This is a genomic window from Runella sp. R5_40, assembly GCF_057652295.1.
The window spans coordinates 1-14,366 of the sequence record NZ_JBYFCH010000028.1 but is presented as its reverse complement, the minus strand read 5'-3'; the positions used below and the strand labels follow the sequence as shown (position 1 = coordinate 14,366).

Below are 14,366 nucleotides of genomic sequence, written 5' to 3'. Positions count from 1 at the left end.
TATTCCTTGCCAAGTTGGATGGCCAAAATTACAATAAGTATCGACAGCTCGGTGGAGGATTTTTGACGACTTTTAATGAAATATTGACTTTTATGTTTTTTCGTTTGTCAGAACGACAAAAGGTATTTTATACGTCTCTTGGTCTTCCGTCGATTTATCGTATTTTTGTCCACTTCATTTTTAATGTGACAGTCGTGAAATGTTAAGCAGACGAGCAAAGACCTGCGGATGGCTTATATCCGTTTGGGTCATGTGGGTGGTACATACATCCGTAGCGCAGGTATATCATTTTCAGCACTACGACATCTTTTCGGGGTTGGGGCAGTCGCAAGTCACCGACATCGAACAAGACCGCTTGGGCTATATTTGGCTTTCGACTCGGGGAGGAGGGCTTTCGCGCTTTGATGGCTTGCATTTTACGACCTACCGAAAAGAAGATAACCTGCCCGCCAACAATATTTTATCGCTCGAAATCGACACCAAGGGCACCATGTACATGGGGACACCCTTTGGATTGTCGATTTACGATGGGCAACGCACCCGCCCCGTGCGGACATCCGACCGCGAACCCTACACCGTTTCGTCGGTCATTGGCGACACCAAAGGCAATGTCTATGCCATTTGTAACGCTAGCCAATTGGGGTTGCTACTGGGGGATAGTCTTCGATTTTTGAAAAAAAACAGCTCCGACCGACCTTCTTTTTTTAGTGATATGTCGGTGACACCCGACGGCAAACTCATGGTTTCGACCTACAGCGGAGAGATTTTTGAGGTGACTCCCAAAGGGTTATTTCGCCGCTATAATTTTTCACCAGCGTTGGTATTGCGAAGTATTCTCTTTGATAATCAAGGGCTTCTTTGGCTAGGTACTGACGAAGGGGTGTTTACCACAAACGCAAAAACACCTTCGGCACTGACCGCTATTAGCCACGACATTGTCCACGAAATGACCGAAGCGTCCGACGGTAGTATTTGGATGGGGCTTTCGATGGGGGCATTGCGGTATCAGCAAGGAAACATCTTGTGGTTTAATGCCGACAATGGCTTTTCCAACTTTATGGTTCGTGGACTGCTCGAAGACCGTGAAGGAAATCTTTGGTTTACCACCGACGGCGACGGCGTGTATAAGTTCACCAACCCTGCCTTTACGAGCCTTAACACACAAACTGGCTTGCACGGGAACACGATTTCTTCTTTGGCTTTGTCGCCCACGGGGAGGCTGTGGGTAAGCTATTTTGATGGAGGTTTAGACATCGTTGACACCCAAACCAACCGCCCTTTGCCCGTTCCACTTTCACTTCAACGCAAAAGGGTTAATTGCTTATCCGTTGATAATGAAGGGAATGTGTGGGTAGGGTTGGCGGGGCCAGGGGTTTATAAAGTGCAAACCGATAAGGTAACGTATTTTCCCCTCGACGAATACATCTCGTCCCAAGGTGTTACGCTGTTTATGCAGGCAGGTAAAGGGAAGGAGGTTTGGATGAGCACCTCAAACGGCGTTTTATTGTACGATGGAAAATCGTTCCAGCATTTTCATTCCAAAGAAGGACTCAAAGGCAGTTTTGTGAGGCGCACGCTGCTGTTGCAATCGGGCGAGCTGTTGACGGCGGGGCCAAGGGGTTTGAATGTTGTTCGTAATGGTAAAGTTTCTGATTTTCAGTACGATAATGAACTGGCTTCATTTCCTGCGTTAAGTATGGCGCAGCGCTACGACGGGCTGTTGGCTTTGGGTAGTTTTGAAGATGGCGTGGTTGTTTTTGATCCAAAAACCAAACAAAAACGCTTTTTTACCGTCAAGCAAGGGCTATGTTCTAACCTTATTTACAATACGAGTTTTGACCCAAAAGGAAGGCTTTGGATAGGTACAGAACGGGGGATTGACCTTTTGACGTTGGATGCGCAATTTCGCATTGCTTCTATTCGGCACTTCAACGAAACCGACGGATTTACCGCCCGTGAAACCAACGCCAATACGGCTTACGTAAGTCCGAACGGTGACTTTTGGATTGGCACCATCAAAGGAATTTTTCATTACCGTGAAAATCCAAAACTCCGTTTGCCAACTACCCCAAAAGTCCACTTTACCGAAGTGAAATCCCCGTTTGACACGACAAACTTGGTTCAATTTGCCAAAAGTAAAGACACTTGGTATAACGTACCCAATGAGTTGTCGCTCCCACATACCCGTAATCAGCTTAAAATCAGTTTTATATCTATTAATCACAGCCACCCTGATCTTGTCAGGTATCAATACCAACTCGAAGGCGAGGATGAAGCGTGGCTGGGCCCTACGGAGCAGACCAGTGTTGTTTATTCGCATCTGAACCCAGGCAAGTATCGGTTCAACGTTCGGGCATCTTTGGGGGATAATCGCTGGGGAGAAACGGCCGTGTATGCGTTTGAGATTGTGCCGCCTTTTTATCAGCGTTCTTGGTTTATTGCCTTGGTGATTAGTCTTTTGATTGCCTCCGTAGGTTTAGTCCAACAGCTTTATATTCAGTACCGTACGCGGCGGGTATTGGCCTATGAAAAGCTCAAGCAAGAAGCTGAGGCGGCCATTCGGGTGCAGCTGGCGCAGGATTTTCATGACGAACTGGGTAATCGACTTGCGGCCATTCGGATGCAGTCGAGTGTTCTTAAATTGAGGTACGAAAGCAGAGAAACGGGCAACGAAGAAAAAAGAATTGTGGGCGAAATTGAGAAAAATGTGGTACGGTTATTTCGGGATACTAAAGATTTTATATGGGCGATCGACCCCGAAAGCAACCTCGTTAAAGAGCTTGTTTTGTACATCAAAGATTTTGGTGAAAACCTTCTTCAGGACACCACCATACGGTTTCATTCCAATACCACCATACCTTTTGAGCTCGAAAATGTAACCTTACCGCCAGGTTGGAGTATTCAGGTTATTATGATTTTTAAAGAAGCTTTAACCAACTGTATTAAACATGCACAATGCCAAAATATTTACTTTTGTGCAACCCTTCAAGGGCAAAACGTTTCTTTTTCGTTGGAAGATGATGGTTGCGGGATTGTTTTTCCCACCGATGGGTATCACAAAGGGCTTAATAACATGCGCCAACGTGCCGAAAAAATTCATTGCTCGCTCGCGATTGCGCCCCGTTCTCCTTCGGGAACAGCGCTGACACTGACGGGTACGATTCCTACTAAAACAGCCTCCCCCAAAATTCGGTAGAAAGAAGGGGCCTAAACAAAATACGTATAATGAATAACGTTACAAAAATTACGGTCATTGAAGACAACGAAGCGGTCAAAGATGGCTTGGCACTCATCATCGGAAGCCAACAGCGGTTTAGGGTAGTGAATACCTACACCAACTGCATGGATGCCTTGAAAAACCTGCGAAAAGACGCGCCTGAGCTGGTTTTGATTGACCTCGAACTGCCAGGAATGCACGGCATTGAAGGCATCAAACGCATTCTGCGCGAGCGTCCTTCTACCACTATTTTGGTGATTAGTGTACACGAAGACAGCAAACTTGTGTTTGAAGCTTTGTGTGCGGGCGCGTCGGGGTATTTGACCAAAGATACCGACCACATTCGCCTTTTGAACGCCATCGACGAGGTACTGACGGGTGGGGCTCCGATGAGTTCTAAGATTGCTTCGTTGGTGGTAAAGTCTTTTCAAAGAAACTTGAATTCTCCACTTTCTGACCGCGAAACCGACGTTCTGACGCTTTTGGCCAAAGGAAAAACCTACCATTCGATTGCCGATGAATTGTTTATCAGTGTCGAAACGGTCAAAACTCACATTCGGAATATTTACCAAAAACTACACGTCACCAACAAAACAGAAGCGCTGAAAAAAGCGGTCAAAGACAAATTAATATAAAACCCCCTTTTTTGGGGGATAAAAAAACGGGGCATTTTTCCAAAAAACACCATTTTGGGGGGATGCGCCGATTTTGTTTTTTGTGTAATTTCATGGGAAAGATGACAGCCAGTTTTCGTTCACCAAAAACCCTCCTTTCCATGAAATCTATCGCTTATTGCCTGCTTTGTTGTGTACTGTTGGTGCAGAGTATCAGTACTTTGGCCAGACCTCTCAAGAAAGAAGAAGACGTCCACGGGTTTCACCTATTGCACGGTCGAAAGACGACCCGTATTCCGTTTGAATTACATTCCAATTTGATTATCGTGCCCGTCAAAATCAATGCTTCTGATACCTTACGATTTATTTTAGACACGGGGGTAAGTTCGATGATGCTTACCAATAGTGACGTTGCCCAAAAACTCGGGATGAAATCGGTTCGGAAAATGGCCATCGAGGGCATCGGCGGGGGACAACCTATCAGCGCTGACGTGACCATCGGGAATACCTTTGTGATGGGACAGATGCGGGGATTGAAGCAAACCATCGTGGTGATGGATGATGATGTGCTACGGCTTTCGGAGTTAGTAGGTACGCAGATTCACGGTATTTTTGGCTATGAGCTTTTTAGTAAATTTGTGGTTACCATTGATTTCCAAACGAGTGAACTTACGCTAACGACCCCACAACATTATAAATATTCTCCCAAAAAAGGCAGTAAATTGCCCATTACCATCGAACGCTCGAAACCCTACTTGGATGCCGTCACGGTGTTTTCCAATAACCAAGAACTGCCGATTCGGGTGGTATTGGATACAGGTGCAGGGCACGCCTTGATGCTCAATACTGCCGCCTCGCACCTCCAACTGCCCCAGAAAGTTATCAAAGCCCAACTAGGAGTAGGATTAGGAGGAGAAATCAACGGACACATTGGGCGTCTATCCAAAGTCCGAATTGGCCAGTATGAACTCAACGACGTACTCGCGACTTTCCCTGATAGCAGTTCGTTGGGTATTAAACTTTCTCCGAAATCTCCCCAACGACATGGGAACCTCGGAGGAGAGTTTTTGCGACGTTTTAAAGTAACGTTCAACTACGAAGAAGGGTACATCGTTCTTAAACCTGTTCGTCGATTTTTAAACGAAAAATTTGAGCATGACATGAGCGGTATCGATATTAGGGCCAAAGGAAATGATTTTCGTCACTATTTTATCGAAAGTATTACCGAAAACTCCCCTGCCCACCAAGCGGGACTTCAGATAGGAGACCAATTGATGTTAGTTAACCATGAACCTGTGCAAACCCTCACACTTTCAGAGATTTATCGAACATTTCAGCAGAAAGAAGGCAAAGAGGTACAATTGGTCGTTCGGCGTAATGGCCGCCTAGTGGTGGCAGAGTTTGCCTTGAAACGGGTTATTTAACGGTACCGACAAAAACGTTACCTTTGTGGCCGATTTGTACGATTTCAATTTTTGTCCAATGGCAACAAAGCAAACTATCGAAATAATGGCCCCTGCTGGTTCGTGGGAATCAATGATGGCAGGCATAAAAGCGGGTGCTAATTCGGTTTATTTTGGCGTGGAACAGCTCAATATGCGCGCCCGCCAAACCAATAATTTTACCGTAGATGACTTGCCCGAAGTGGCGCGCGTCTGCAAAGAACACAACGTAAAAAGTTACATTACGCTCAATACGATTATTTACGACCACGACATTTCGCTCATGCGTCGTATCATCGACCAAGCCAAGGAAGCAGGCATCACGGCCGTGATTGCTTCCGATTTGGCGGTGATGAATTATTGCCGTAAAAAGGGGATGGAGTTGCACATTTCGACCCAGTCGAACATTACCAATATCGAAACGGTAGAACTCTATGCCGACTACGCCGACGTGGTGGTGATGGCGCGCGAGCTTACCCTCAAGCAAGTGGGCGACATCGTCAAAACCATTCATCGTAACCAAATCACAGGGCCGTCGGGTCAGTTGGTGCAGGTCGAGATTTTTGCCCACGGCGCGCTTTGCATGGCCGTTTCGGGCAAATGTTATTTGAGTTTGCACTCCCACAATGCCTCGGCCAACCGCGGTGCGTGCATCCAAAACTGCCGTCGTGAGTACGTGGTGACTGACGAAGAAGGCATTGAACTCAAAATCGACAACGAATACATCATGTCGGCCAAAGATTTATGTACCATCGACTTTTTGGACAAAATCATTGACGCAGGCGTGAGCGTACTCAAGATTGAAGGACGTGGCCGCGCTGCCGACTACGTTTATACCACCACCCAATGTTACCGCGAAGCCGTGGATGCCATCGAAAACGGTACTTATACCCCAGAAAAAATCGAAGATTGGAAAGAACGCCTCAGCAGTGTTTACAATCGTGGTTTTTGGGATGGCTATTATTTGGGAAGAAAAATGGGAGAATGGAGCAATCAATACGGTTCCGTAGCTACCCAGAAAAAACTGTACATTGGTAAGGGCGTAAAGTATTTTGAACGAGTGGGGGTAGGGGAGTTTGTCCTCGAAAGCCACGACGTGAAAGTGGGCGATAAGCTCATCGTAACAGGCCCTACAACGGGTTATGTAGAAACCACCGTCGAAGAAATTCGCCTCGATTCGGGTGCTTCTGTCGATAAAGCCATCAAAGGACACACCGTGGCGATTCGTATTCCTGAAAAAATCAGACCTTCAGACAAACTTTATAAAGTAGTGAGCAGCGATGTTTAAAGTCTTTCATTACCGAAACCGCTGCATTGGCTGCAACGCCTGCGTGGAGATTGCGTTTGAGCGCTGGCGCATGTCCAAAAAAGACGGTAAGGCCGTGTTGTTGGGAGCCAAAGAGAAAAAAGGGATTTATCAAATTTTACTTTCGGAAGACGAACTCCCTCAAAATCAGCAAGCCGCCGCGGCTTGTCCCGTTAATGTGATTCAGATTTTGCAGTAATTTCCACCTTTCCGAAAGTTTCAAAACTTTCGGAAAGGTATCTGTGAGTAGGGATGCTCACAACCCTCCCCTTCTTCGATAGCGCGCAGCTCCGCCTCGTGCTACCTATTCCAAGGCTACCAGCCTTTTGTTGAAATAACTGGGCTAGAAGCCTTTTGATAATCATCACGAGGCTGGAGCCTCGCGCCATCGGACGTCGTGAGGCGGGTTGCTCACAACCCGACCCTTCTCGAAGGCGTTAGACTTCTCCTTCGTCGAGGTGACAAATGCCGACCTTCCCGAAAGTTTCATAACTTTCGGGAAGGTATCAAAACTTTCGGGAAGGGGCTACCAAAACCCGTTCGGGCTTCGCCATTTCCGTGGTCATTTGGCGGGGCAAGCGAAATACTTCCCCTTTTTGATTGGCAAAATAGAGCGATGATTCCGACGGTTGTCGCGCGTGCCCATCTGCCCAAAAAGCGTAAAAATCGGGATGAACATGGGCAGGCCGACGCACGTATGAATGATTATAAACGCTGTTTTGGGTCAAAGAAGGCTGTTTTTTCCACGTTTTGCCTTGGTTGTTGCTCACCCACACGCCCACTTCTCCGCCCGTGCCGTACGGCTGAGGGCCTGCTTCCACGGGGCCGATGATTTTCCAACGATTGGCACTTTCGATGTACAACGACCCCATGTCATAGTTATGGTCAGAAAGGGCGACGGTAGCAATGTCCCACGCTTTGCCGTTCCAAGCCGCCACCTGCCACGTATGCGGGCCTTGGGCTGGCCCTGGGTCGGGGCCTTTGCTGGTGACGTAAAGAATGATGGGATAGCCTTTGGAAGTATGAGCCACATCGTTGATATATACATTCAAGCCCAACGACTGATAGTCTTTGACCAATGCCGCGTTTTGTGGCGTAGCCAGCGGCAACTGAACCGTTTCTCCCGCCGCATTTTGCCACGTTTTACCAAAATCAGCAGTTTCGACGTAGTACAAATTGGTTCGATAATCCAGCCCAGCCCCTTTTTCAGTATCGGGGTGCATGTTGAACGAAGTCCCAATTTTGTTTTTCCACTGCCCACTGGTTTGATAATGACCTTCTTCGATGGTACCAATGTTCTTGATTTCTGACCATTTGAGTCCGTCTGAACTTGTTATAAAACCGATGGTGCGACGGGGTTTTTTGGCACCGTACTTTAAGATTCCTCGTTCGTAGTGCGTCATCAAATGAAAAAAACCGTTGCCTTTTTGGTAATAACTTTGCAAGTACGAAAAGTTATTAAAGGCCGTTTCTTGGCCATTTTTGACGAAAGTAGCCTCGATTTTATCAAAAGCGCTGATGTCGTACGGCTTGCGGCTGCGGTGAAGGTACGACGGGCGTTCTACCCCGTGCGAAGTCGAAAATACCCAAATGTAGCCCTGTGCGTCGATGTTCAAGACGGGATTATCGTGGGCGTCGTCGGTGGCTTTGTCGAGTACAATGGTGGGTTTTGAAACCAGCCCCGTTTGGTGGTCATAAAAGGCTATTTCGTGCAAAAGGCTTGGTTTGGCGGCTTTGGAAGCCCCTCCGTAACAAAAAAACGTTTTGTTTACCTCTGGACTATACACCGCAAAAGGGTTGTGGTTGGATGGATACGTTCCCAATCCACCGCTGTATTTGTGGACGTATTCGTTGTCTAATTTACCAATATGATACCAAATACCTCGAAAACCATCATCGGTTTGGTTGAGGGTTTGCGCTTGTAGCGATGGCAGGCAAAAAACGGTCAATGCAATGGCGTAGAAAAAGGTGTTTTTCATTGGTTTGGGGGTTGTGGTAGAATAGGGCTTTTGATTACCTTCCCGAAAGTTCTGATTACCTTCCCGAAAGTTTCAGAACTTTCGGGAAGGTGGAAAAATTACCTCCTCCAGTCTTTCAAGGAGGGGATTTTGGTATCTTCATTCACCGAAATACCCTCGGGAATGAGCTGGACATTAATGATTTGGGACGTATTGGAGGGTAGCGTTAATTCAAAACCCACCAGCGTCGTGCCAGGATTGGGTGCATCGTAATCGTGGGTAGGTTGTGTTGACCACGTTTTAAGGGTCACGCTGGCGGGTTCCATGACTTTGAGCTGCACTCGTCTCCCGTTTTGGAACAATTCAGCGCTACCGTTGGTACCTATTCGTACCTCCGCGGGTGTCAGCATGGCCCAGCGCACCACCGTTGGTTTGTCGGAAGTCGTAATCTCATCTTTTACCACCACGTATTTTTGGTCGATAATCGCCAGCCCACGCTTGGCGATCGCAACCGCATTTCGATACACCGATGTCATATCCGTGGTGGCACTCAAAAACACGGGGCGTTGGGTGAAACTGGTGATTCGGGCGTAGCCGTCCACGAGTTGAAAACCATTGTCGAAAGCCAACGTGCTGTGAGCTAGGTTATTGTATCGATACACTTGCCAGCGTTCGGCCTCTTGTTCGCGTCCCCATAATTTGACCCCTTTGGATTCCAACGACTCGTATTCTTGCATGCCAAAGTCCATGCTCCAGCGTTCGCCCAAGGCATCCATCACAAACGAACCAATGTCCATGTGCGCGTGATTGACCGACGGAGAGCCCGCTTTTAGCCCCACGTAAATGGCGTTGGGGTCGGTCCATGAAGTCCGCATGAGCGCGACGGGATTTTTGCCTTGACCCACCCACGCCAACGCACTTGGCGCAGGAGCAGTACTGATTTTTAGGCTTTTACCCCAAATCAACGCCGCAGGAAGGATACGGTCTTTGGTGACGGAGGGGGATAAATTTTCAAATGCTTTTTTCTGTAAAAACAACAAAGAGGCGTCGTTGGTACGTTCGGCAAACCAGCACAAAGTAGGGTTCAGTCCGCCCGAGCCGCTTCCTGCGTCGGAATAGTTGAAGGTTTTACCCGACGTGCCCACCATCTGCTGCACATAGCTGCCCGTATTCAAAAACCCACGCCCCCGAGATAACCCAAATTCGCTGCCCAAAGCGCGGTTGATGGCGCTCAAAAACAGCACGTTAAAGCTTGTGCCGTAGCCCCAGTAGCTGTATCCTTCGGGGTAAGCGCCGTCGGGGTTGTAGTCTTCCATCGGGAGTTTGATGGATTCGATGGCACGGTCGATGATTTGTTTGGCCAATTCGGGTTTGTCTTCAAAAATCGCCAATGCGCCGTACGTCATGCCCGCATTGCACACCTGATTCCAGTTGTGCGACGCCTTTAGCCAACTGTTGTATTTGGCATCCAACGAAGGCTCTAAACCTTTTTTCAAAATGGCCTCTCGCAACACGGGCAGCGAACTTTTTTGGAGGTCGTGGTACAGCCAATCGTAGCCAATCGCCACGGCCATCGTCATTTCGCCCACGTCCAAAAAATGAGAAGGGTTCCAGTCCGAAAACTGCGCCACGGTCAGCAGTTCGGTCTCCGCCCGCTTTAAGTAAGCAGGGTTTTTGGTAGTACGGTAGGCATACGACAGGTAGAAAATTCGACGCAATGCCTCCCGCGATTTGTCCAATAGCCGCCGTCCAATCTGTATCCGTTGCAGAGGTTCAAGGGCAATCATATTGTCGCACTCGGCCACAATGGTTTGGTGGAGTTTTGCCCACGATTTATCCGAAGAAATGTTTTTTAAAATCTCCTTTTCCTCCCCCTTCAGCAGCATGATTCGCGGGTGCGCAGGGACGTTGGTGCTGGTTGATACGTGTTTTAGCTGCGCTTGAAGGGTGAAATGCAGGCACAAAACGCCCAAAAAGCTGAGTAGAAATGATGTTCTTTTCATTGGTGGATGCGTACTAAATTAGGAAGTCGCTAGGCATCGATTCTTACCTACGATGGGGCAAAAGTACGATTTTTTAGTCGATGCACGATAGCGCGGGCGTTTCGTTCGTGCTCACTAGTTTGAGGCTTCTAGCCTTGGAACGGCAAAATGGCAAGCTAGAAACTTGAGAATCAAAGACAGGAATGGCACGCTCTCGCCATCAGGGGATGCAAGACAAAATGTTTTGTTTCGTCAGTATGGTTTGAACTTTTCAAATGTCTTTCCATTAAATTTATATGCACCATTTTCGTGTGTGCCAAGCCAAAGATCGCCATTGTTGTCTTTGTAAATACTGAATAAAGTAATGTCTTTGGAGTTGTCTTGAACGGTAAAGTGCGTAATTTTTGTTCCATCATATTTCCAAACTCCATCACGATACGTTACAAACCACAAATTATTCTCGTTGTCTCTTACCGTTGAAAGATACTCATTTAGACCTCTTGTATTTTTTCCATCTAAACTACCAATGCTTTCGTGTCTTGTATAAAAGGTATTGTTTTTTAAAGTTGTACTGTCGTAAACACTATAACGGTTTTCGGTATTAAACCAAAAGTCGCCATTTTTGTCTTCTGTCATGGAACGCACTCCATTTGCTCCTTCGTTGCGAAATTCTGTCACATCTTCTTCGGTAATCCAGTCGAATGATTTTCCATCGTAACGACACACGCCAACTGGATTGGTGCCAAACCAAATGTTACCTTTTCGGTCTCTATAAATGCTGTAAACTTCAAATGGATTGTTAAGTTTGGGTGGCTTGGGAAGCGTCAATTCATACAAGGTATTTCCATCAAAACGATAAACTTTTTGTTTGTCTTGATAAGCATTTTTTAGCCACAAATCTTTCGCTTCAAGTTTCCATTCATTACTCGGAGTGGCTCTAATATTGGTAAATGATTTTCCGTCAAACTTTGTTATTGTAGCATTTGGATTCATACCTGAGAAATATAGGTTGCCCGAATCATCTTCTTTTATATCATCAACTCTATCAGTGTACAAACCGTGTTTTGTTGTGTAGTTTATCAAGGTTTTACCATCATATTTGTACACGCCCGTTTTCCAACTACCAAACCAATAATTATTTTTCTTGTCTTGGTAAATTACCATACTACTGCTTCCAAGCTCTTTTACAGTGTCGCCCTTTACCTTTATTTCTGTTAAAAGGAAAGAATGGTTTTTTGAATTAGAAGTTTGCCCATTGCACGAAGTAAAAATGGGTATAATACTGAAAATTAAGAGTATTGTTAATTTCATCTCTGTTTGTTTATTGCTGCCTGTTATAGAATAGCCACCAACGTTTTAGCACGTAGTGAAGTAGCACAAAACTACGATAGCGTGGGCGTATCGCTCGTGCTCACTATTCCGAGGCTTCTAGCCTTAGAAAGGAAAATGCAAGGCTGGAAGCCTGATAATAAAAGACACGAACGAGACGTTCGCGCCATCGGGTAGTTGATGCTAGGCCAATGGGTTGACCTTCGGCCACAACGGGGCTTAGTTATTTTGCACCGTTTCCCTATTTTTTACTCGTGTTAATTAATTCAAAAATTAACTCAATCAATGTATTTACGTCACTTTCAATAGTTCCTTTCATATATCGTTCGTAAATACATTTATTGTCTGGTGGGTTGAGATTTAAGGTCAAGCCTTTTTCTAAAGCTAATAATCTTAAGAATTCTCTTTGGGTTCTTCCATTTCCTTCTCTGAATGGGTGTAAATAGTTAACGTTATCTAAAATTTCTGCCAATTTATTGGCTAAGTGTTTTTTGTTGTCTTTTGGAGTTTTCTTGAACTCGGTAACTAACTGGTCAATGTATCTACAGGCGTTGTCAAAGTGTGAAGTAGGAAAAAACTGTTTACCGCCTTTGCTAATTTCGACTGTTCGCTTCTTGCCTGCCCAAACGTATATGTCCTGAAATAAATGTCTATGAATTTCAAATAGACTATCTATACCCTTGATTTTAATTGGGTTTTCGTAGAGTTCTTTAAGCCTTTTTGTTACCGCACCACTCTCAACAAAGAGTAAAACATCGGGGTCGGTAATGTCTTGTAAATTCCGTAAAAGTCCTGTCTTGGGGTCAGTGTAGGTGAAGTCAGGGTCTATGTATTTGTAGGAGTTAGACATAGGCTTTTTGTTTGGCAAATGCCACAAGTTCTGTGAGTGATATTTTGCCTGTCACGTAGTCCCTTATAATTTCAACTCCTTTTGGTGTAGGTTTAAATCCTTCAAACATATTACTTCCCAGAGCGTTTGCAGTGCTTTCTAAGGTTTTCAAGTCCGAAAACTTAACTCCCATTATTGTCAGGTTGCTTCTGTCTATTTCAATTGTGTTGAACATTTTTTTAATCTTAAATTCTTTTCAAATTTACAAAATATTTGGGCTAAATCGCTTGTTTTCTGTTGTTTTAGAAGGATGCATAATGGATAGGGCTTGGCATTTGGATGGATTTCTGCCTATAAAACTGTCAATACACCATCCCAAAAGATTTCGGGATGGATGCAAGGCAATATGCTCAATGAACCACATCACCCGCCATTGTGTCAAAAACTACGATAGCGCGGGCGTTTTGCTCGTGCTCACTATTTCGAGGCTTCTGGCCTTGAAAGGGAAAATGCAAGGCTGGAAGCCTGATAATCAAAGACACGAACGAGACGTTCGCGCCATCGGGAAAAATGTTCAATTGACCAAATCACCCTCCATTGTGTCAAAAACTACGATAGCGCGGGCGTATCGCTCGTGCTCACTATTCCGAGGCTTCTAGCCTTGGAAAGGGAAAATGCAAGGCTGGAAGCCTGATAATAAAAGACACGAACGAGACGTTCGCGCCATCGGGGAAGTGGGATTAAAAGCACAAAATCGGAGTGCCGATGCGACCCAATTTAGGGCTAATGTTGAAGATAGTACGAGGCTGAATTACTTCCGTTCGCCACTTTTTTATAATCGCATCGGCGAACCGATACAATGTTGGTGGCTATCGCTTCTTTCGCCAGTCAAGTATCTATTTGCCAGTAAGTTGTTGGTGTACAGCTTTAACAAAGTCTACTGCTACGCCTGTAATGTCTGCGATTTGCTCAAAGGTTTTGTTACCTTCATTTAAAAGATATTTAACAAAAGATTCTTTTCCTTTGTCAAGACCTCTCAAAAATAGAACGTCTCTTTCTTCTTTGATATATTCTGAGATGCTGTCCATAGCGTTTTTTAAATTTAGTTCCAAGTTACGAAGTTGAGCCAAAACACGCAACTGATTAAAGTATCTATTTAACGAAAAATCTCCTTTGGTAGTTTCTTTTATACGTACAAGTATCTGTTTTAAAGCATTTTCAGGATTTTCACCCTTGAAATTTGCCAAAATGCCCAATATGATTTCTTCGGGCTTGTCCGAGTTAAGGAAAATATGGTAGTCAAGTTCTAAAAACGAAACAAGTGGAAAGCTAAACTTTAATCGTTTTCTGTCAAGTTCGGTTGGCATTTTAGGCTTGTCTGTACCGAGAAAAATGACAAACTGTTCGATAGGTAGGTCATATTTTCGTTCAAGCATAATGTAATAGTCTGCCATTCGATAAACCATTTCGGGTTCGTCTTTCACTTGAAACTCAATTTGAAGCACAAAAGTCTCTCCTTTTGTATCGGTTACTTTTTTGAGTACATCAGGTTTGCGTTCTTTAGTGTGCTGAACATCATCAGGTAATTCTTCCATAGAAACAGCTGTAATTTCAACGGGGCCGCCCTTTAGGTTTGTACTATGGTAAAATTTCAAGATTGAGTATTTTTAACAAACAGTACCAGAGTGG

12 protein-coding genes are annotated in these 14,366 nt (G+C 45.4%); 6 read left to right on the top strand and 6 right to left on the bottom strand.

Translation table 11 applies throughout. The features are described from left to right. Window positions 1-250 precede the first annotated feature (250 nt). From AC23N5_RS28115 to AC23N5_RS28095, 5 genes are all read left to right on the top strand, one after another. Window positions 251-3,196, top strand: coding sequence for a sensor histidine kinase (locus tag AC23N5_RS28115; RefSeq protein WP_487758077.1), 2,946 nt, complete (start codon window positions 251-253; stop codon window positions 3,194-3,196). 29 nt (window positions 3,197-3,225) lie between these two features. Continuing rightward, entirely contained in the window at window positions 3,226-3,852 is a 627-nt protein-coding gene (locus AC23N5_RS28110; RefSeq protein ID WP_122929399.1) for a response regulator transcription factor, read from the top strand. Window positions 3,853-3,992: 140 nt separating this feature from the next. After that, on the top strand, window positions 3,993-5,255 hold the full coding sequence (locus AC23N5_RS28105; protein WP_487758076.1) for a pepsin/retropepsin-like aspartic protease family protein: 1,263 nt from the start codon (window positions 3,993-3,995) through the stop codon (window positions 5,253-5,255). A 58-nt stretch (window positions 5,256-5,313) separates the two neighbouring features. After that, window positions 5,314-6,561: a peptidase U32 family protein gene (locus tag AC23N5_RS28100; RefSeq protein WP_487758075.1), complete on the top strand. Its 1,248-nt coding sequence runs from the start codon at window positions 5,314-5,316 to the stop codon at window positions 6,559-6,561. Continuing rightward, the gene (locus AC23N5_RS28095) at window positions 6,554-6,778 is read left to right on the top strand and encodes a ferredoxin (RefSeq protein ID WP_487758074.1); all 225 of its coding nucleotides are present in this window, start codon (window positions 6,554-6,556) and stop codon (window positions 6,776-6,778) included. Before AC23N5_RS28100 ends, AC23N5_RS28095 begins: the two co-directional genes overlap by 8 nt. 307 nt (window positions 6,779-7,085) lie before the next feature. On the opposite strand, the gene AC23N5_RS28090 is transcribed toward AC23N5_RS28095, so the two are convergent. The 5 genes from AC23N5_RS28090 to AC23N5_RS28070 form a co-directional block, all read right to left on the bottom strand. Further along, window positions 7,086-8,558: a BNR-4 repeat-containing protein gene (locus AC23N5_RS28090; protein ID WP_487758073.1), complete on the bottom strand. Its 1,473-nt coding sequence runs from the start codon at window positions 8,556-8,558 to the stop codon at window positions 7,086-7,088. A 98-nt stretch (window positions 8,559-8,656) separates the two neighbouring features. Then, window positions 8,657-10,540: a heparinase II/III domain-containing protein gene (locus AC23N5_RS28085; protein ID WP_487758072.1), complete on the bottom strand. Its 1,884-nt coding sequence runs from the start codon at window positions 10,538-10,540 to the stop codon at window positions 8,657-8,659. A gap of 231 nt (window positions 10,541-10,771) precedes the next feature. Continuing rightward, window positions 10,772-11,830 (bottom strand): ligand-binding sensor domain-containing protein, encoded by a 1,059-nt coding sequence (locus AC23N5_RS28080; protein ID WP_487758071.1) that lies wholly within the window; start codon window positions 11,828-11,830, stop codon window positions 10,772-10,774. Between the two features lie 259 nt (window positions 11,831-12,089). Next, window positions 12,090-12,698 carry a Fic/DOC family protein gene (locus AC23N5_RS28075; protein ID WP_487758070.1) on the bottom strand — a complete coding sequence of 203 codons (609 nt, stop codon included), beginning with the start codon at window positions 12,696-12,698 and terminating at the stop codon, window positions 12,090-12,092. Next, window positions 12,691-12,912: an antitoxin VbhA family protein gene (locus AC23N5_RS28070; RefSeq protein ID WP_028526399.1), complete on the bottom strand. Its 222-nt coding sequence runs from the start codon at window positions 12,910-12,912 to the stop codon at window positions 12,691-12,693. The genes AC23N5_RS28075 and AC23N5_RS28070 overlap by 8 nt, the downstream gene beginning before the upstream one ends. A 178-nt stretch (window positions 12,913-13,090) precedes the next feature. Between AC23N5_RS28070 and AC23N5_RS28065 the strand changes: the two genes are divergently transcribed. Next, window positions 13,091-13,336 carry a hypothetical protein gene (locus AC23N5_RS28065; RefSeq protein ID WP_487758069.1) on the top strand — a complete coding sequence of 82 codons (246 nt, stop codon included), beginning with the start codon at window positions 13,091-13,093 and terminating at the stop codon, window positions 13,334-13,336. 237 nt (window positions 13,337-13,573) lie between these two features. On the opposite strand, the gene AC23N5_RS28060 is transcribed toward AC23N5_RS28065, so the two are convergent. Beyond that, entirely contained in the window at window positions 13,574-14,332 is a 759-nt protein-coding gene (locus AC23N5_RS28060; protein WP_487758068.1) for an RpnC/YadD family protein, read from the bottom strand. Between the last annotated feature and the right edge of the window lie 34 nt (window positions 14,333-14,366).